17 protein-coding genes are annotated in these 18,679 nt (G+C 52.4%); 11 read left to right on the top strand and 6 right to left on the bottom strand.

Going from position 1 to position 18,679, the window contains the following annotated elements:
* Positions 1–136: 136 nt before the first annotated feature.
* The 4 genes from VF260_01320 to proV form a co-directional block, all read right to left on the bottom strand.
* Positions 137–1,402, bottom strand: coding sequence for an alpha/beta fold hydrolase (locus tag VF260_01320; protein HEX7055822.1), 1,266 nt, complete (start codon positions 1,400–1,402; stop codon positions 137–139).
* 747 nt (positions 1,403–2,149) lie between these two features.
* On the bottom strand, positions 2,150–3,028 hold the full coding sequence (locus VF260_01315; protein HEX7055821.1) for a glycine betaine ABC transporter substrate-binding protein: 879 nt from the start codon (positions 3,026–3,028) through the stop codon (positions 2,150–2,152).
* A gap of 1 nt (position 3,029) precedes the next feature.
* A complete protein-coding gene (locus tag VF260_01310) occupies positions 3,030–3,866 on the bottom strand; it encodes a proline/glycine betaine ABC transporter permease (GenBank protein HEX7055820.1) in 837 nt (278 codons plus the stop codon).
* 1 nt (position 3,867) lies between these two features.
* Positions 3,868–5,070 (bottom strand): glycine betaine/L-proline ABC transporter ATP-binding protein ProV, encoded by a 1,203-nt coding sequence (gene proV / locus VF260_01305; GenBank protein ID HEX7055819.1) that lies wholly within the window; start codon positions 5,068–5,070, stop codon positions 3,868–3,870.
* Between the two features lie 257 nt (positions 5,071–5,327).
* Here proV and VF260_01300 point away from each other — a divergent pair, with 257 nt between their 5' ends.
* The 5 genes from VF260_01300 (at position 5,328) to VF260_01280 (ending at position 8,675) form a co-directional block, all read left to right on the top strand.
* Positions 5,328–5,882, top strand: coding sequence for a GbsR/MarR family transcriptional regulator (locus VF260_01300; GenBank protein HEX7055818.1), 555 nt, complete (start codon positions 5,328–5,330; stop codon positions 5,880–5,882).
* 119 nt (positions 5,883–6,001) lie between these two features.
* The gene (locus VF260_01295) at positions 6,002–6,613 is read left to right on the top strand and encodes a chromate transporter (protein ID HEX7055817.1); all 612 of its coding nucleotides are present in this window, start codon (positions 6,002–6,004) and stop codon (positions 6,611–6,613) included.
* A gap of 33 nt (positions 6,614–6,646) precedes the next feature.
* Positions 6,647–7,186 carry a chromate transporter gene (locus VF260_01290; GenBank protein ID HEX7055816.1) on the top strand — a complete coding sequence of 180 codons (540 nt, stop codon included), beginning with the start codon at positions 6,647–6,649 and terminating at the stop codon, positions 7,184–7,186.
* Positions 7,183–8,388, top strand: coding sequence for an ROK family protein (locus VF260_01285; GenBank protein ID HEX7055815.1), 1,206 nt, complete (start codon positions 7,183–7,185; stop codon positions 8,386–8,388). Before VF260_01290 ends, VF260_01285 begins: the two co-directional genes overlap by 4 nt.
* 65 nt (positions 8,389–8,453) lie before the next feature.
* Positions 8,454–8,675 carry a YozQ family protein gene (locus VF260_01280; GenBank protein HEX7055814.1) on the top strand — a complete coding sequence of 74 codons (222 nt, stop codon included), beginning with the start codon at positions 8,454–8,456 and terminating at the stop codon, positions 8,673–8,675.
* Here the strand turns inward: VF260_01280 and VF260_01275 are convergent.
* Positions 8,628–9,131 carry a DUF2569 family protein gene (locus VF260_01275; protein ID HEX7055813.1) on the bottom strand — a complete coding sequence of 168 codons (504 nt, stop codon included), beginning with the start codon at positions 9,129–9,131 and terminating at the stop codon, positions 8,628–8,630. The two genes, VF260_01280 and VF260_01275, sit on opposite strands and share 48 nt — an antisense overlap.
* Before the next feature lie 188 nt (positions 9,132–9,319).
* Positions 9,320–9,895: an FAD-dependent oxidoreductase gene (locus VF260_01270; GenBank protein ID HEX7055812.1), complete on the bottom strand. Its 576-nt coding sequence runs from the start codon at positions 9,893–9,895 to the stop codon at positions 9,320–9,322.
* Between the two features lie 152 nt (positions 9,896–10,047).
* Between VF260_01270 and VF260_01265 the strand changes: the two genes are divergently transcribed.
* The 6 genes from VF260_01265 (at position 10,048) to mtnA (ending at position 18,676) form a co-directional block, all read left to right on the top strand.
* Positions 10,048–11,046: an aldose 1-epimerase gene (locus VF260_01265; GenBank protein ID HEX7055811.1), complete on the top strand. Its 999-nt coding sequence runs from the start codon at positions 10,048–10,050 to the stop codon at positions 11,044–11,046.
* A 110-nt stretch (positions 11,047–11,156) separates the two neighbouring features.
* Positions 11,157–12,002, top strand: a complete 846-nt coding sequence (locus VF260_01260) for a hypothetical protein (GenBank protein ID HEX7055810.1) — start codon at positions 11,157–11,159, stop codon at positions 12,000–12,002.
* 37 nt (positions 12,003–12,039) lie between these two features.
* Complete coding sequence (locus VF260_01255) at positions 12,040–13,203, top strand: exonuclease SbcCD subunit D (GenBank protein ID HEX7055809.1); 1,164 nt, start codon at positions 12,040–12,042, stop codon at positions 13,201–13,203.
* Positions 13,200–16,295: an AAA family ATPase gene (locus VF260_01250; GenBank protein ID HEX7055808.1), complete on the top strand. Its 3,096-nt coding sequence runs from the start codon at positions 13,200–13,202 to the stop codon at positions 16,293–16,295. Before VF260_01255 ends, VF260_01250 begins: the two co-directional genes overlap by 4 nt.
* Before the next feature lie 116 nt (positions 16,296–16,411).
* On the top strand, positions 16,412–17,614 hold the full coding sequence (gene mtnK, locus VF260_01245) for an S-methyl-5-thioribose kinase (GenBank protein HEX7055807.1): 1,203 nt from the start codon (positions 16,412–16,414) through the stop codon (positions 17,612–17,614).
* Between the two features lie 6 nt (positions 17,615–17,620).
* Complete coding sequence (gene mtnA, locus VF260_01240) at positions 17,621–18,676, top strand: S-methyl-5-thioribose-1-phosphate isomerase (GenBank protein HEX7055806.1); 1,056 nt, start codon at positions 17,621–17,623, stop codon at positions 18,674–18,676.
* Positions 18,677–18,679 lie beyond the last annotated feature (3 nt).

Below are 18,679 nucleotides of genomic sequence, written 5' to 3'. Positions count from 1 at the left end.
TTCGCCTTATTTTTGCCTGAATACCGCACAAAGTGCTAAAATAAGCGCGCCTACGTCCGTTAAACTTGAAAACGGGGCGTAAACCCAAAATAGCCTCTGTCACGCCCGTTAGATCTGAACCTTCACGTTCTCACGATTATCGTTGGAACGTCGGTGGCGGAGTATCCTCGTTATATGCGCTTACCGGAAGAGGACGATCAGCCAGAAACGAACGTATGATGTTCATGACGAGTTCCGGCTGATCCTGATACTCGTTATGCCCTGCCTGTTCAAGATAAATAAGCTGTGAATTTCGCAATGCGTTTCGATAGTCCATCGCCGATGCCCAAGATAAATAATCGTCAGAGCCTTTCAATATAAGAGCCGGCCCATCCCAGGCGGAAAGCGGCACACGCAAGTCCGGTTTGGGAGCGGCCATTCGGGATTGCGGCATTTGGTTGGCATAAAATCCAAGATGATGCAACGGAAGATCATAATGTTTGCCTTCCGCATGAAGCGCCGGTTCCGTGATGGCATAGATGCGATCAAACTCGGCATCCATTTCCTCGTCCCCCGCAAATGTATGGGCGGCCAGCGGATTAACTTGCAGCAAAAGATACGCCATCAAAGAGCGGGGATACATCAAATGGCCGTATAACTTCCATCGCTCGCTATTTGACAATCGGGCTATCAACTGAGTATCGCTGTGATCGGACGGATCTATTGGACCCGGTGAAGAAAAGACCGCTTTGGACACATGCTGCCCATAATGAACCAAATAGTCGGCGGCGATCTCACCGCCATAAGAATGGCCGATTAAAATCATGCGATCGATGCCGATCTTGTTGCGGATCGCCTCAAGATCGGCAACATCCCGCTTAATCCCATACCCTCTTGGATCGTTCAACCTCATAGAATGTCCGGTGCCCAGTTCGTCATAAATATACACATCGTATCCGTCTTCCGTCAGCTTGTTGAAATATCGGGCATCCCCTTCCATGTCTGGCGTTCCGGGACCTCCATGAAGGAAGATTATCGGCTCCGGTTTCTTCACTCCGATACCGGGCAAGTGAACATAAGCTATCGAAGAGCCGGTCGGTAGATCCCAGTATTGCTTCTTGAGTGAATCCGAATGGTATTGCGGGATGTCCAGCGGCTTTAAAAGCGTAATGGCTATCGCTGCAAAAAACAACAAACCTATTGAATAAGCGCAAACAGTAAAATATATCCGTGATTTTGCCCGGCCAACAAACCACTTCATCGTCAACGCAAATACGATTATGTATGCTAGAGCCCCAGCTGAAACAAACAAGACGGGTTTAGTGGTCGCAATAGCAACTGCGAGTATTGTAACAACGCCCACAATTAGCGAAATTACGGCTGCCGTAATAATGAATAATGTTCCAAACAAAAATCTCCACATCGTAAATGCCCCCATCCATCGTTCACTTCTTTATTATTCCGTTATCGAATCTCTTTTTCAACCGGGGGGCTGATTTCGTAACATCACATTGTACACTTCATCGCTTTTCGGGTAATTACAGCGGCTTGCAACCTTTTACGATCGTAGGAGCGCTTATTTTGTGCAAATTGCCAATATTTTGATCTTAACGGTCGTGGGAGCGCCTATTCTTTCCTTTTTCCTGATATTCGAGCATTGAAACGATCATTAGCGTCCACTGTGACCGTTACAATTTCAAAGCAGGCTTTTTTCGGCAAATAGCGTCTGCCACGTCCGTTTAGCGTTATGCAACGAGGGCTGTGCAGTGATCGTTGTGCAGGAAGGGTTGTGCAATGAGGGCTGTGCAGTGATCGTTGTGCAGGGAGCGTTGGGCGGGAGGGCGATCTCCCGTTTTAGCGTAGGATAGTGAGGCTTAAAGCTAACAAAGTGCACGTTCTGGAAACTGACCGCCTAAAGGCGGTGGGTTAAGATCCGGCTTATGGAAATGAAAAATGCGATGTTTGGCGTAAACCCGGGAACGATCGCGGAAATGACCGACACGGATGCGCTGCTGAAGAGCATTTGTACGTAAACCATACATAAGCCTAGCATTGCCTGTTGTGTCGGGAGCATTATAGCTTGCAAATATATATTACGGCCTTAGCCCGATGGAATCTCGAGCCAAGGCCGTTTTTGACGAAGGTTACTTCAGCAATGGTCGACCTAACGCTAATTTTGCAAGTCTTCGATTGAATTCGCCGCAACATACGAAGGGACGACCAGGCCAAGTTTGGTGCCTGTCAAGTTGGGCCCCAGGTCTTCGAATTTTCCTTTGTATGCGTTGAAATAATCCGCATGCGTTGAAGGCAACCAGGCAGCCACCATGGCGTCCGCGCTTCCGTCGGCGATTCCCGCCCACATCGGCGCGGCGTCCACTTGCGTCAATTCCACTTTGTAGCCGATGCTTTCCAGCGCTTTCGCCACCACGTTCGTGCTGGCGATCTCGGATGCCCAGGCGACGTAAACGAGATGGATTTTGTTGCCGTTAACTTTCGCCGCTCCCTTGGTCCATTCCTGCAGTTTGTCCTGATGGTTGTCAAGCCATTTTTGCGCCGATTCGGCAGGGTCGGTGCCGTCTTCGTTCATCAGCATTACTTCGCCCATATCTTTCGGCGTCCAGGCGAATTGGTCAAGCACGGTATAGGCGGACGGTTCATCGTCTTTCAGCCCGAGGCGAACAACGGTATTGATGTTTTCGGCATCGCCGTAAACATTTTTCGGATCGTCCAGGTATTTCAGGTCGAACTTGGCAAACATCCAATGCGGTGTCCAACCGGTTACGACGATCGGCTCTTTTTTATCGTAAGCCTTTTTTAAAGATGCGATCATCGCCGCTTCGGACCCTTCGATCAACTGCCATTTGTCCAGACCGTATGATTTCATTACTTCCTTCGTTTTTTTCATTAATCCCGCCCCGGGATCGATGCCGGTTATTTTATAGTCCAACTGTTCCCCCAGGGAGCCGCCTTTTTTCTCCGAGCACCCTGTTGCCAACAATGCCAATCCCAATACGAATGCGAAACAAATCACGCCGATTTTTTTCATCAGCTTATTTCCTCCTTGATATAAGTTTGATATTTTGGGAAATGCGGTCAAGAATGATCGCAATCATCACAATCGACAATCCCGCCTCGAATCCGGTGCCGATCTTCAGTTGCGTAACCGCGCCGTAGACGGATGCCCCCAGACCGGGCGCGCCGATCATCGAGGCGATGACGACCATCGACAAGGCCAGCATGATGCTTTGGTTGATTCCCGCCATAATGGTCGGCAGCGCGAGCGGCAGTTGCACTTTGACGAGTTTCTGGTATGAGGTTGCGCCAAACGCATCGGCGGCTTCCACCAATTCGCGGGAAACCTGGCGGATGCCGAGATTGGTCAACCGGATGGTGGGGGGCATCGCAAAGATGACCGACGCAAATACGCCCGGAACCGTGCCCAAACCGAAAAAGAAGATGGCCGGAATCAGATAGACGAAAGCGGGCATCGTCTGCATCAAGTCAAGAATGGGCGTGACGATATTTTTTACCGTGTTGCTGTACGCCGACCATATGCCCAAGGGCACGCCGAACACAAACGATATCAATACGGAGGTAATCACTAACGCCAACGTATCGATGGTTTGTTCCCAGTAGCCGAGATCGTCAATCAAAAGGAGTCCCAAAAGCGTCAAAAGCCCGATCTTCCATCCGGAAATTTTCCATGCCAACAGCGCCAATAAAGCAATAAACAAAAACGGGTGAATAAAGGAAAAGACGGTCACTTGCAAATCGATAAACTTTTCGATCAAAAAGGTGATTGCGTTGAACAACCATTCCAGGTTGACGGTAATCGCTTCGATTGCGGCTTCAATCCAGTTTCCCAGCGGAATTTTCGGCAGTTCCATATCATACCCCCTCGCTTTCGCCGGCTATATTTTTGTTGCCGGCCATGGCCGCCAGAATCGCCCCTTTGATGATGACGCCTTTTAACCGTCGTTCATCGTCCACAACCGCTACCGGTACCGGAGACGCCGCGACTTTTTCAAACAAATCGGCCAGGAGCGTTTCCGGCTTCACTTCCGCGATGTCTCTCTTGATCGCCTGTTCCAAAGAAGCGCCTTCCTTCACGGCGCGGGAAGCGTCTTCGGCTGTTACGACGCCGATCAATCTTTTGCCCTTGTCGACAATGTAAATCGTTGAAATGCCCGACTCCCGCATCAATTCCAGGGCGACGCGCGGGCCTTTGTCCAACCCCATCGTCTCCGGGCGCTTCATGACGTGCGCAGCCGTCAACACTTTCGACAGGTTGATGTCCTCGACAAAACGTTCGACGTATTCGTTCGCGGGATTCATCAGGATGCTTTCCGGCGTTCCGATCTGCACGATCGCGCCGTCTTTCATCAGCGCTACTCTGTCGCCGATTCTGAGCGCTTCATCCAAATCGTGCGTAATAAAGACGATTGTTTTGCGCATTTTCGCCTGCAGATCGAGCAATTCATCCTGCATATCTTTGCGGATGAGCGGGTCGAGCGCGCTGAACGCTTCGTCCATCAAGAGAATGTCGGGATTATTGGCGAGCCCGCGCGCCAAACCGACACGCTGCTGCATGCCGCCGCTCAATTGTCCGGGCTTTGCGTTTTCCCAGCCGGATAAACCGACCAGCTCCAACGCTTGCATGGCCGCTTCTTTCCGTTCTTTCTTCGGAATCCCTTGAATTTCCAAACCGAATTCAATATTTTCCAAGACGGTGCGGTGCGGAAAAAGCGCGAATCGCTGAAATACCATGCTGATTTGTTTGCGTCGCACATTGCGCAGTTCGTCTTGCGCCATTTTCGTAATGTCTTTGCCGCGTACGAGCACTTCGCCGTCCGTAGGCTCGATCAAGCGGTTAAGCAGCCGCACCAAAGTGGATTTTCCGCTGCCGGACAAGCCCATGATGACGAAAATTTCGCCCTCGTTGATGGCAAAGTTGGCGCGATTGACGCCAACGGTGAGCTTCCGTTCCTTGAAGATTTTTTCCTTGCTCCACCCTTTTGCCAACAAGGGGATGGCGCGTTTGGCATCATGGCCGAATATTTTGGTTAAATTTTTCACCTCGATGATCGGCATCGCATCACCTCATATCTGAATGGCTATCGAAATTTCGTGTATTTCAGCTATTTTAAGAGTAGGAGATGCTTCGGAAATGGTCAAAAGGCAAATCTGTACAAAAAGAACAAACAGAAAAAACTTTATGAACTAATAATACCGTATACTCTGTCTTTCGCACAAATCCTTTCCAACCGCTCCCTTTACTTTGGCACACGCGTTTCATACAATAGTCCTTATAAAGCAGCGGCTTATATAGCCAAGGAGGATTTGTCAGCATGTTGGAGAAGGACAGGCTGAATGAGGAGCAGCTCGCCGCACTGGAGCGTTCGCGCAAGCGCGTCATTGAAACGATCGGCAAAAACATGGATTTGTATGGCGTTACGTTGTCAGCGGGGCATCTGTACGGGATGATGTTTTTTCGCGATGAGCCGATGACGCTCGACGAGATGGTCGAAGAAATGGGCATGAGCAAAACAAGCATGAGCACCGGCGTACGAACGCTTGTGGATTTGAAGATGGTCAACCGTGTTTGGGGAAAAGGCACCCGCAAAGATTTGTATGAGGTGGAACCCGATTGGTACCAGACTTTCTCGGATTTTTTCGTCATCAAATGGCGGCAATCAATGGAAATGAATTTAAGCGCACTGAAAAAATCGCTGCGGGAACTGGCGGATCTGAAGTCGCGCTACCCGGAGGATGAATATTTGCAAGCCATCGTAGCGAAAGATACGGAAAAGCTGCAAGCGGCGATCGGCTATTACCATTGGTTGGGCAGGCTGATCGATACGTTTGAATCCGGCGAAATCTATAATCTGGTTCCGAAAAATTAGCTGTAAAACAAGCGGAGGCGCCGTTGGGAAGCGGCGTTTTTACTTTTCCGGAATACTTTATTTCATTTTGGAATAAAGTATTGTATAATAGACAAAAAACGACAAGAAGGAAGCGCAACATGAAAAACTTGAAGGGGTTCGATCTGCTTTTAGACTTGTTTATTTCATTTTTGCGGGTTTCTCCGGTATCGTTCGGCGGCGGTTATGCCATGCTGCCGCTCATAGAAAGAGAGATTGTAACCAAACGGAAGTGGTTGACGAGCGGAGAAATGAGCAATGTTTTCGCCATTGCGGGCGCGGCTCCCGGCGGCATCGGCGTAAATGCCGCAACATTGGTCGGTTACCGGCTGGCCGGAATGATTGGGGCAACGGTAGCGGTGATCGGCATGACCTTGCCGACATTTGTCATTATGATCGCACTTGTTATTTTGTATAACGGTTTTTCCGAATATGCGGCGGTGCGCGGGGCGTTAATGGGCGTCCAGATCGGTGTTGTCGCCTTGATCATGTACGCGGCGATGCGCATGGGCAAGACGGCGTTTGTCGATGGGGTGACGCTTGTGTCCGGATTGGGCGCCATTGTCGTTTTGCTGTTTACGGATATCCACCCGATTTGGTTGATTCCAATCGGCGCGGTGATTGGCATGGGGGTGTATCCGGCGATGTTTGCGCGGAAAAATAAAAAACCGCCGGATGAAATGCGGGAATTTTTTCACGGCGACGGAATTTAACACGACATCAATTATATTGGGAGACGGAAATTTATGATTTGGACGTTGCTTTGGGCGTTTTTCAAGATCGGACTGGTTTCCTTCGGCGGCGGTTACGCGATCATTCCCGTTATCGAGCATGAAGCTTTGCTGCGCCATTGGATGGATGCGGAAGAATTTATCAGGGGCCTTACGATCGCGGGCATGGCTCCGGGGCCGGTGTCGACCAATAGCGCCGCTTTTATCGGATATTTTTTGTCGGGATGGCCGGGCGGGGCGTATGCCACGCTCGGAATGATTATTCCTTCCTTTCTTGTCATTGTGCTGCTGGGGACGTTTTTGCAGCGCCATGACGGCCACAAGCTGATTAAAGGGGCATTTTACGGCTTGCGCCCGGTTGTCACGGCGATGATCGCCTACGCCGCATTTACGACCGGACAGCAGTTCGTGGAAGCGGAACCGTTTCGTTTGTGGCGGATCGGGGGGGCAATCGTGCTGTTTGCCGCGGCCTTGCTGGCATTGACCCGGTTTCGGATTCATCCCGCAATCGTGCTGGGCATGGCGGGGGTTGCCGGCGCGGTGGTTTTCGCATGACGAACCGACGGGTATTGCCCAACCGAAACGCCCGGAAAATTTTTGGCATGATTCGCAAGAGCGGAACCGTATCCAAGCAAGATTTGCTGAATGCAAGCGGATTGACGTCAAGTACGCTGACGCGCACGCTTGCGGAACTGATCGACCTTAAGGCCATTCGCGAGGTTGGATACGGCTCGTCGACGGGAGGCCGCAAGCCGATCCTGTACCGGATCAATCCGCAGTTCGGCTATACGTTTGGGTTGGATATTTCCCGGACGCACGTCATGCTGATTTTATACGATATGTCGTTAGCCAAAAAAGCGTCGCGCCGCTGGATCATGGATGAAACGCTCACGCCGGATCGGCTTTTTGACGAGCTCACCAAAGCGGTCAATGAAATGCTAGCGGAATGCGGGGTTTGTTCCGCGGATTTGCTGGGCCTTGGCATCGGCGCGGTCGGACCATTGGACAGGGATAGCGGCATCATCTTGACCCCTCCCATGTTTCCCGCGCGAGGGTGGGAACATGTTGTGATTGGGCCGACACTGGAAAAGACGCTGGGCCTGCCGGTCATATTGGATAACGGAGCCAACACGGCATTGTGGGGGGAATATTGGCATAGTTCCGTTGATCGGTACCGCCATTTGCTGTATGTCCACGCCGGCATCGGGATCCGCACGGCGATGATTGCCGACGGCAAATTGATGTACGGCGCGGTCGATATGGAAGGCGCCGTCGGGCAAATGGTGATCAGGGCGGAGCGAAATCTTCACGGGACGGGCGGCGCAAGCTGGGAGTCGTGCGTTTCGTTGCACGCTTTGCTGCGGCGGGTGGAAAGGCGTTTGCAAGTAGGCGGTGATAGCGCGCTTGCGGAACGGGCAAAGGGGCGGCACGCTGATTTGACCTATTCCGATTTGCTGCATGCGCTTAAAGAGCAGGATTCGCTCGTGGTGGAAGCTTTTCGCGAAACGGCGGTTTATTTTGGCATCGGCCTGGCTAATCTGCTCAACATCCTGCATCCGGAGAAAGTCATTTTGGGCGGGCCCGTTTTTTCCGACAATGTGCTGTTTTTTCGCATCGCCACGCAAACGGCAATTAAAAATACGTACCATTATCCGGCATATCAGGTCGTGTTTGCAGGCTGCAGGCTGGGAGAAGAAGCGGTCGCTTACGGCGCCGCGATCATGGTGATCGATATGCTGGAGAAAGAACGATTTTAAACGCATACTTTTTCCCCATTGCGGAACAATAACCCCATTTCCACTATAAAAAAGGCGGAATGGGTATGGCAGAAAATCAAATGGCGGACACAGGGAATATAAACGAGGCGATGGACGCGCGCATTGCCGATGAGGAAGCCGCGGGCATCCGGATGACCCGCGAACAGTTCAGCGACGCTTACGCGGCGGGTACGGCGGACGGGGCCTTTATCCGCTCAGCGGGGGACGAGCGTTCCGATTCAGCGATTCGCCGCCTGTCGCCGGAAAATGTGTCGGACGAGTTTTGATTTGTTAAGATACGGAATCCACAACAGGGCAAAAACAACGGAACAAATGAAGCCGAACAGCAGGCTTTGCGCCGAATCCGCCGCTATTTTGCCGGGGGCGGCAAATGCGCCGGCGTAAGCCAGCAGGCTTATCGGTACATGGGCCGCGAACAGGACGACGGCAAGTTTGGGAAAGCCGCTTCTTTTTTTTAGCGCCAGCACACCCAGATAAGGGATAAACACGATGTAAAACAAATATCGGGCCAAATCAAACAGCGCCGTAACGGACCACATGATATTTTTGGAAGCGAGCGCAAGAAATTCGTCGCTGAACAGAAACGGCAAAAGCGAGTCGACCAACGCAATGAAGGCTCGCGAGAACATGGCGAGCAATGTGAACGCGACAGCGTATAATAACCCGTTGCCGCGCGGGGTATCCGGCTTATTTTTTGGCTCGTTGGCGCCGAAATCGTTCATGTCCCATTCACCCGAGGATGCAAGTATTTCGTGGACGGCTTGATCGTTCTACATGAACATTATACGTCATATTATCCCGGTTAGGTATAGCCAAGCCGTTTGGTAAAATAGCCAAAGAAACTGGCCCGGAAAGTCATGAAAATTGCCTTTCCGGGCCAGTTTCTTGCCTTGAAAATGGGTATGCGGTTTTACTGCGCCTTTGTCTGCAGCACATCATGGTCGACATAGCGTTGACCGTTCATTTCGCTAAGCAAATTGATCGCGACTTTGGCGCCGTCGCCGGCGGTAATAATCGTATGCACGCTCACTCCGGCGCAAGTGCCTGCAGCCCAAATCCCGGCGATATTGGTTTTGCCGTCCGCCGCAGTTTTGAGAACGGTTTTGATGCGGGGTTCTTTGCCTTCGGTCGTTTCGACGCCGATTTTTTCCGCCAGTTCGACGGATGCGCCGGTGGCCAAAATGACATGGCGAGCGGCGATCTCGCCGTTTTGTTCGGTTTGGACAACAAATCCGTCGTCTTTTTTCACGATATTGTTAACCTGGTCGCCCACGATTTTGGCTCCGAATTTTTCCGCCTGTTTGATGCCGGTGGCGATCAATTCCGGTCCCGTCAAGCCCGTGAATCCGTAATGGTTTTCAATCCAGGCGCGTTTGGTCAAGCCCTTGTCATGATCGAACACGATTGTATTTTTTCCCGCTTTTGCCGTAAACAAGGCAGCGCTTGCGCCGGCGGGCCCTGCTCCGACGATGGCTACATCGTACATATCGTTGCACTCCCTTTTGAGAAATTTTTAAATAATATAATTTTTACGTAATAAAAATACTAAATTATATATTCTTTAAATGCAATAGTTGCACAAGCTTTATTTACTTTATTATGATAAGAAAAGATGAAAACGATTCGGGAGGGAATGCGATGGCATGTCATGCTTTGGCAACAACTTTTAACGGGGAACAGGCCATTTGCCTGCGGGCCGGCCAATATGAAGCGTACATATTGCCGCATATCGGCGCCAATTTGATCGCGTTTCGCGATGTGGAAAATCATTATCAATTTTTGCACGAACCGAAGCCTGAGGAAATGGAGCAATTCAAACAATATCCGATGATTCACGGCATTCCGGTTCTTTTTCCGCCGAACCGGTATCAGGACGGGAAGTTTGCGGTAAACGGCAAAACGTATCGCCTCCCGGTAAACGAGCCCGGCACCGGCAATCACCTGCACGGTTTTTTGTACAACATTCCGTGGCAAGTTGCCGGGTTTTACGCCGGCGATGCGGAAAGCAGCGCGGAACTGGTGCAGCATGTAAATGAACAGCACGGCATGTATTCCTATTTCCCGCATCATTTTACCATTACTTTGCGTTATACATTAACCGAAGCCAAACTCATCCAGCATGTGGCGGTGAAAAATATGGGGCCGGACGAAATGCCCTGCATGCTGGGTTTTCACACCTCCATCAATGCTCCGTTTGCGCCGGGCAGCACGGCTGATGATTGCACGCTTACGCTGACGATCGGCAAACGGTGGGAGCTTGATGAGCGCATGCTGCCTACCGGGAAATTTGCGCCGCTCGATGAGCATGAGTTGGCGATGAAAAGCACGGGAGTGTCGCCGTATTTCGCCGCGCTTGACCACCATTATACAGCGGATGCGCAAAACGGTTCCAATCGGATGGAACTGGCCGACTCCAGGGCAAAAGTTCGCCTTGTCTATGATGTCGGCGAAGCGTACCGGCACTGGATGCTTTACAACGGAAAAGCGTCGCGCGAATTTTTTTGCCCGGAACCGCAAATCGGCATGGTGAACGCGCCGAATGTCGACCTGCCGCCGGAAACAACCGGCTTGTGCCTGCTAAAACCGAATGAAGTCTGGGAAGCATCCAGCCATTTTGTCGTTGAACAAATAAGCTAGGCCGAAGCGGATTGCCCCCGCAGCATTCATAATTTGCTAATTTGCGGCGAAACATACATAGGTACGGCTTGTCAGCCAAAATTTTCATGCGCAGGGTGCGGGGGCAGAGTATGCAAAACATTTATTGGTACTGCATGTTTATTTTTGTCGGCAGCGGCATCATGATATATGTCATTCATAAAAAGAAAAACGCCGGAGATATAATTGCTTTCTGGTTGGCTGAAGTCGCTTTGGTGTTCATCGGCGAAATCGTCGTTTTGTTTATGTTCGAAGGATACAGATACAAGACAGAACTGTTTGCGGACCCTTTTGCCAACAATGTGATCGGCCATGTGATTCCCAATATTTTTTTATGGGGCACGGCGGGGGTGCTGGTCGGCGCCTGCCGCTTGAGTTATCGCTGGATTGCCGCATTAGTTGCCGTATTCATGTCCATCGAATGGTTTTTTTTGAAAGCGGGGTTGTATGAACATTATTGGTGGAGACTGTATATGACGTTGATCGCCATATCGCTTTATTTGCTTCTCGCCAGAAAGTTGTATGCTGTTCTTGCGCGTGGGAGATACGCCCACATTCGGAATGCGGCGTTTGTTTTGATTGGCATCGTTGTTCTGCATACGCCGTCAATCGGCTTTTTGTTGTTGGACATGCAGTTTTACGATCCCGATTGGACAGGCAATATTTACAGAGACAGCATTCTGTTCGGGGTATTTTACCACGGTCTCAATTCCGCTTTCGCCGTCATGTGTTTTCGCCGGTTGCACAATGTGTTAAGAATTTTGCTGCCGATGGTCGTCCTGTTTTTTTTCGACGCGATCTTGTACAAACTGCACATTTTAATTCTGGAAAATGGCATGAACATGTGGGGAAACATGATCGCCGGCGCGGGGAGCATCGTGTTATTTTCCCTGCTGGAGCGATATACGTTGCGGTTGAAAGCGAAAACGTACGCTTGACGCGATTGGAACAGAACGCGAAGGGAAGTTGCCCATCATGAGGTTCATACATACCGCCGACTGGCATCTGGGAAAACTGGTGCAGGGCGTTTATATGACGGAAGACCAACGATATGTGCTCAATCAACTGGTTGACGCGGTGGCGGCGGAGCGGCCGGACGCGGTGATCATCGCCGGTGACCTGTATGATCGCGCGGTGCCGCCGACGGAAGCGGTTGAACTGCTGGATGAATTGCTGGAACGCATCGTTGTGGATATGCGTACGCCCGTGCTGGCGATATCTGGCAATCATGACAGCCCGGATCGTCTGGAATTTGCCACCGGGATTATGGAAGGACGCGGACTGTATCTTGTCGGGCAGTTTAAACCGGAGATCAAAACCGTCGCGTTGCGCGACCAGTTCGGAGAGGTGCATTTTCATCTGGTGCCGTATGCCGATCCCGCGCAAGTCCGCTTTGCCCTGGGCAATGAGGCGATTCGCACCCATGACGATGCGATGCGGGAAATTACGGCGCTCATTGGTAAATGTAGCGATCCGCAAGCCCGCCACGTATTTGTGGGACACGCGTTTGTCACGCCGCGGGGAGAGCCGGCGGAAAATACGAGCGAATCGGAACGTCCGCTTTCCGTCGGCGGGGCGGAGCATGTGCGCGCGGAATATTTTCAGCCGTTTCATTATACGGCGCTTGGACATCTGCACAAGGCGCATTTCGTGCTTCGGGAGAACATCCGCTATGCCGGCTCTCCGTTAAAGTATTCGATTTCCGAGGAACATCACCGTAAATGTTTTTATATGGTGGAAATGGACGGACTGGGCAATGTCCGCGTGGAAGAGCGCGCTTTTGCGCCGTTGCGCGATATGCGCACGATTGCCGCCCCGATTGCCGAAATCGAAAAACACGCACCCAGCGATGATTATGTTTTCGTTACGCTGTTGAATGATAATCCGGTGTTGTTCCCGATGGAGCGAGTGCGCGCCGTCTATCCGAATGCGCTTCATGTCGAACGCCGGGTGGCGGTGGCAAACACCGATACAAACGGCGGGGAAAATGTTGCCGCCAGGCGGCGCGAGACGGATCCGACCGCGCTGTTTGCCGCGTTTTATCAAGAAGTGTTGCAAGTGACCCCGGACGAGGCGAAGCTGCGTATGTTTGCCGATACGTTCGCGGAAGTGCTGCGCGAGGAAGGTGAGGCGGGATGAGGCCGGTCAGGTTGACGATGGCCGCTTTCGGGCCTTATCGCGATGTGGAAACGATTGATTTCAGCCTGCTGGAAGACCGGCGGCTGTTTGTGATTTCGGGCAATACGGGCGCGGGGAAAACGACGATTTTTGACGCGGTGTGCTATGCGCTTTACGGCCTGGCGAGCGGAGGGGACCGGTCGGAGCCGCGGATGCTGCGCAGCCATTTTGCCGATGATGCGACGCATACGTTCGTTGATTTCACCTTTGCCGTGGGACAGCGGGTATTTAGGGTGTTTCGCCAAATGGGCCACAGAAAAGGAAACAATAAAAGCGAGACCGGCGGCAAGGTGGAATTGTACGAATTGCAAGGCGATCGGGAAATTCCGCTTGTCGACAGGTTTCATGTCACGGATGTGAACGCCAAACTCGAGCAAATCATCGGGTTAACGCGCGAGCAATTCAGCCAGATCGTGATGCTGCCGCAGGGCGAATTTCAAAAATTGCTCATTTCGGATACGGAAAATAAAGAGGAGATTTTGCGGCGAATTTTTCGCACCGGGCTGTATCGAAAATTGGAAGAGAAGTTTCAGCAAAAAAGCCGCGAGTTGAAAGACGCTTACAAGGAAGCGCAAGCAAGGCTTACGTTTTATCTTGAACAGGTCAAGGAAATATTGCCGCTTCGCGACGAAAGCGCGCTTCAGCAGGCATTAAGGACGGAGCCATACAGTCCCGCGCAAATATTGGCGGGATTGCGGGAAGAGGCGTCGCATTACCGCCACATGGTCGCTCAGGCGGAACAAAAAAAGGCGGAATTGACCGGGCAGCTTACCGCGCAAGAAGCGGCGCTGCGGGCTTCCGAACAGTTAAACAGCCGATTTGCCGAACTGGAGATTAAACGCGGACAGTATGCGGAACTTGAGCGGTTGGCGGATACGGTGAATGAGCGGGAAAAAAAGCTTATGTTCGCGGAAAAAGCGGTTTGGATCGAACCGTACGGCGAACAGGCGCAAGCCGCCAAAACCGCGGTTGATGCGAAACAGGGCGAGCTTTTGGCAGTCCAACGGCGATTTGTAGCCGCCGAGGAAGCTTTTCTGCAAGCGCAAAAACAGTTTGAACTGGAACAGTCCCGCGAAGAAGAACGCAGAACGGCAGACCGCGAACTTGTCCGACTGAACGAATTGACGCCGATCGTGCGCGAATTGGCCGAGCGAAAGCGCAACGTGGATTTGCTTGCGCAAGAAGTGCGGGCCAATGCCGAAAAGCTGCGGAATGTGGATGCCGAACTGGCCGAATATCGCGAACGAAAGCGTGCAGCCGCCGAAGAACAGCGAAAACTTGAAGAGCGGGTCGCGGACTTGCCGGCCAAAAAAGAAGCGCTTGCGCAATTGCGGGAAAAGGCAAAAATGCTCAAAGAAACAGTAGAACTCGGACAACGGCTGGAAGCCTATAGGCGGCAGGAAGCGGAATTGGCCGCGGCGCTCGGGCAAGCGAAGCGCGACTATGAATTGCTCGAGGAGCGCTGGCTGGAAGGGCAGGCAAGTTTGCTCGCGGCGCATCTGCATGACGGCGAAGCTTGCCCGGTTTGCGGCAGCACCGATCACCCGCGGAAAGCCGCGGCTACCTCTGATACGCCCACGCGTGAAGCGCTGCAGCAGGCAAAACAGCAGCTTAGCATGATGGAAAGCGAATGCAGCGCCGTTAAAGCGCAGATCGCCGCCGCGCAAGCCGGCTTGGACGACAAATCCGGTCAATTTGCCGCGTTCGGCCTGCTACCGGAAAATTGGTCCGAACAGTTTGCGCAAGTGACGGCGGAAGGGAAAAAATTGCGGGAAGAAACCGACCTGTTGGATCAACTGGCAGCGACGGCATTGCCGAAATTGCGGCAGGAGCATGCGGAGTTGGAGCAAAAAATCGATTTGCTGCTCAGGCAAAAAGAGCAATATTCCGGGCAATTGCAAGCCGCAACCGTCGCTTGCCAAACGCAGCAATCGCTATTGCAAACAGAGTTGGAAAAAATTCCGCCTGATTTGCAAGCGCCCGCACGGTTGGCGGAGCGCATCGGCGAACAGCAAAAGCTTTTGGAATCGCTTCATGCGGCCTGGCGCGAAGCGCAGCAAACGCTGCAGCAAGCGGAGGCCCGCCATGCGGCGGAGCGCGCGAACGAGATGCAGAGCAAGCGGCAGCTTGCGGAAGCCGAGGCCGCCTTGCGGCAGGCCAATGAGCGCTTTCTCCGGGAATTGGCCGAAGCGGGATTCGCCGATCTTGCCGCGTTTCAGGCCGCGCGGCTTTCCGTGTCCGAGCGGGAAGCGCTGCGGCAAGAAATTGCCGCGTACCGCCAAAACGTGGCGGCGCTGCAAATGCAAATCGGGCAACTGGAACTTGAACTGGCGGGCAAAGAGCCCGTAGATACAACGGTTTTAACCGAAACGATCGCGCAATTAAAAGCCGAGTTGGAGCAGTCAACCGCCGAAATGCAAAAAACAAAACGGCATCTCGCGGACGCATTGCGTCTTGGCGAGGCGATTGAACACACGAATGAACAAGCAATAAAGGCGGAAGAGCGGCTTGCGCAGGTGCTGGATATATACCAGCTGCTAAAAGGCGATAATCCGCTGAAAATATCTTTTGAACGCTATATTTTGCTTGAATTTTTGGAGCAAATTTTGCATGCGGCGAACGCCAGGCTGCGGAAGCTGGCGAACGGGCAGTTTTTGCTAAAAAGGAGCGACCGGCTGGAGGCGCGCGGCAGGCAAAGCGGCCTCGGTCTCGATGTGTATGACGCGTATACGGGCCAAAACCGGGATGTCAAGACGCTGTCCGGCGGCGAAAAGTTTAACGCGTCGCTTTGCCTGGCGTTGGGCATGACGGACGTCATCCAAGCGCATCAAGGCGGTGTGTCGATCGAAATGATGTTCATCGATGAAGGATTCGGTTCGCTCGATGCGGAATCGTTGGAAAAGGCGATCGCCGCGCTGGTCGATTTGCAGCGAGCGGGGCGCATGATCGGCGTAATCTCCCATGTTCCGGAATTGAAAGAGGCGCTGCCGGCGGTGCTCGAAGTGCGCAAAACCAGGGAAGGATACAGCCGGACAAAAATCGTGTTGAAATAGCCGTTGCTGAAATAGCCGCCAATGAGAAAAAGGATTGTCAGATTGCTATGCAAAGAGTATGATATAGTCGTATTTCATATAAACTTAGTTGGAAATCAAGCTAAGGAGGATCGCACATGGCGGAAAATTATCGGACATTGACGGTGCCGTCAGTGGTTGAATATGTGCGGCAAATTCCGGGATTGTTTGCGCAAGGCGCGAAACTCTCGGCCAAGGAAGTCGGCGACGGCAACTTGAATCTTGTTTTTATCATCAAAGACGATGTTACGGGAAAAAGCGTCGTACTCAAACAGGCGCTGCCTTACGCCCGCGTCGTCGGCGAATCGATGCCGCTTACCGTCGACCGTTCGCGCATCGAATCGGAAGCGCTGCAAGTTCAGGCGAAGCTTTGCCCGGAATATACTCCGCGGATTTTTCATGTTGATCACGGCATGAGTTTGTTTGTAATGGAAGATTTGTCGGATTACAAGATTATGCGCAAAGGATTGATCGAAAAAAACGCGTATCCGCATTTTGCCGAACAAATCAGCGAATTTTTGGCCAAAACGCTCTTTTACACGTCGGATTTGTATTTGCCTCCGTTTGCCAAAAAGGAAAATGTGGGCAAGTTCATCAATCCCGAGTTGTGCAAAATTTCCGAGGACTTGATTTTTACCCAACCGTATTACGACGCGCCGGAAAACAATATCCCGGAGGAGATCGCCGCCGATGTCGCCGCGCTCTGGGACAATGAGCCGTTAAAACTGGAAGTGGCCAAACTGAAATACCACTTCATGACGAGGGCGGATGCGCTCTTGCACGGAGATTTGCATACGGGCAGCATTTTCATCAAGGAAGACGCGCTGAAAGTTATCGATCCTGAGTTTGCCTATTACGGGCCGATGGGATTTGATATCGGCGCGGTGTTGGCCAATTTGTTGCTGAATTATTGCGCGCAGGAAGGATGGGCGGATCATGCGCAGGAGCTGCGGGAAGTAAGGGAACGCCTGCTTTCCATGATCGCGGATATCTGGCTTAAATTTGATGCGAAGTTCCGTAGGCTGATGCTGTCGGAGTGCAAGGACTACATATTCTCCCGCCCCGGGTTCCAGGACATCTATCTGTCGTATGTATTTGCCGAAACCGTAGGTTTTGCCGGATGCAAAATGATTCGCCGTATCCACGGTTTGGCGCATGTGGCGGATATCGATCAAATTCCGGATGCGGCAAAACGCGCAAGCGCGCAACGATTGGCGCTCAAAATCGGGCAATTGCTGATCATGAAGCGGGAAAAAATCGCGAATGTCGAAATGCTGACCGAGATGATCAAAGGAGTTTGAGCATTCATGCCGAATGATGCCGTTCAATCCGTCCGTTTTGACGGGCAAAAATTGATAATATTGGACCAGACGCAACTGCCCTTGGCCGAAACATATATCGAGATCACGACGGTCAAGGGCGTTTGGGAGGCGATTAAAGAGCTTAAAGTAAGAGGCGCTCCCGCCATCGGCATCGCGGCAGCTTACGGTTTGCTGCTTGGCATCAAGGATGCGCCGGAAACCGGCTTTGCCGAATTTTATCGGGCGTTGGAGGAGCATGCCGATTATTTGGCGACCTCGCGGCCGACGGCGGTCAACCTTTTTTGGGCGTTGAACCGCATGAAAGACTGCGCGAAAAACGCCAAGGATTTGCCTGTGCCCCGGATCAAGGCGATTTTGCAGAAAGAAGCGCATGCGATTCGCGATGAAGACGAAGCGGTCTGCCGCGCTATCGGCGAACATGCGCTTACGCTGTTTCCGCAGGAAGTGCACGTGCTGACGCACTGCAACGCCGGCGGCATCGCCACGGCGAAATACGGCACGGCGCTCGCTCCGCTTTTTTTGGCGCATGAGCAAGGGCGGTCCGTGCGGGTGTTCGCCGACGAGACGCGCCCGCTTTTGCAAGGCGCCAGACTTACGACGTGGGAGCTGCAGCGGGCCGGAATCGACGTAACGCTGATTGCGGACAATATGGCGGCTTATGTGATGCAAAAAGGCTGGGTGCAGGCGGTGATCGTCGGTTGCGACCGCGTTGCGGCAAACGGCGACACGGCCAACAAGATCGGCACATACGGGCTCGCGCTGTTGGCCAAGGCGCACCGCATCCCGTTTTATGTCGCCGCGCCGTTGTCCACCGTTGATATGTCCATCGCGTCGGGAGCGGAAATTCCGATTGAGGAACGCAAGGCGGAAGAAATTACGCAAGGCTTCGGCAAACAGACGGCGCCAGTCGGCACGAAAGTGTTCAATCCGGCGTTCGATGTTACGCCCCACGAGCTGATTACCGCCATCATCACGGAAAAAGGCGTCATCAGGCCGCCATACATGGGTGCGCTGGCGGCAGCCAAAAGCGGGGGGAGGTGATCC

It is taken from the genome of Bacilli bacterium, assembly GCA_036381315.1.
Taxonomy (GTDB): domain Bacteria; phylum Bacillota; class Bacilli; order Paenibacillales; family KCTC-25726; genus DASVDB01.
Note: the sequence above shows the minus strand (reverse complement) of the source record. Positions and strands in the feature narration are given on the sequence as shown.

Coding starts and splice junctions, on each gene's coding strand:
- VF260_01320 (HEX7055822.1), bottom strand. CDS start 1,402: ATGTGGAGATTTTTGTTTGGAACATTATTCATTATTACGGCAGCCGTA.
- VF260_01310 (HEX7055820.1), bottom strand. CDS start 3,866: ATGGAACTGCCGAAAATTCCGCTGGGAAACTGGATTGAAGCCGCAATC.
- proV (HEX7055819.1), bottom strand. CDS start 5,070: ATGCCGATCATCGAGGTGAAAAATTTAACCAAAATATTCGGCCATGAT.
- VF260_01300 (HEX7055818.1), top strand. CDS start 5,328: ATGTTGGAGAAGGACAGGCTGAATGAGGAGCAGCTCGCCGCACTGGAG.
- VF260_01295 (HEX7055817.1), top strand. CDS start 6,002: ATGAAAAACTTGAAGGGGTTCGATCTGCTTTTAGACTTGTTTATTTCA.
- VF260_01290 (HEX7055816.1), top strand. CDS start 6,647: ATGATTTGGACGTTGCTTTGGGCGTTTTTCAAGATCGGACTGGTTTCC.
- VF260_01285 (HEX7055815.1), top strand. CDS start 7,183: ATGACGAACCGACGGGTATTGCCCAACCGAAACGCCCGGAAAATTTTT.
- VF260_01280 (HEX7055814.1), top strand. CDS start 8,454: ATGGCAGAAAATCAAATGGCGGACACAGGGAATATAAACGAGGCGATG.
- VF260_01275 (HEX7055813.1), bottom strand. CDS start 9,131: ATGAACGATTTCGGCGCCAACGAGCCAAAAAATAAGCCGGATACCCCG.
- VF260_01270 (HEX7055812.1), bottom strand. CDS start 9,895: ATGTACGATGTAGCCATCGTCGGAGCAGGGCCCGCCGGCGCAAGCGCT.
- VF260_01265 (HEX7055811.1), top strand. CDS start 10,048: ATGGCATGTCATGCTTTGGCAACAACTTTTAACGGGGAACAGGCCATT.
- VF260_01260 (HEX7055810.1), top strand. CDS start 11,157: ATGCAAAACATTTATTGGTACTGCATGTTTATTTTTGTCGGCAGCGGC.
- VF260_01255 (HEX7055809.1), top strand. CDS start 12,040: ATGAGGTTCATACATACCGCCGACTGGCATCTGGGAAAACTGGTGCAG.
- VF260_01250 (HEX7055808.1), top strand. CDS start 13,200: ATGAGGCCGGTCAGGTTGACGATGGCCGCTTTCGGGCCTTATCGCGAT.
- mtnK (HEX7055807.1), top strand. CDS start 16,412: ATGGCGGAAAATTATCGGACATTGACGGTGCCGTCAGTGGTTGAATAT.
- mtnA (HEX7055806.1), top strand. CDS start 17,621: ATGCCGAATGATGCCGTTCAATCCGTCCGTTTTGACGGGCAAAAATTG.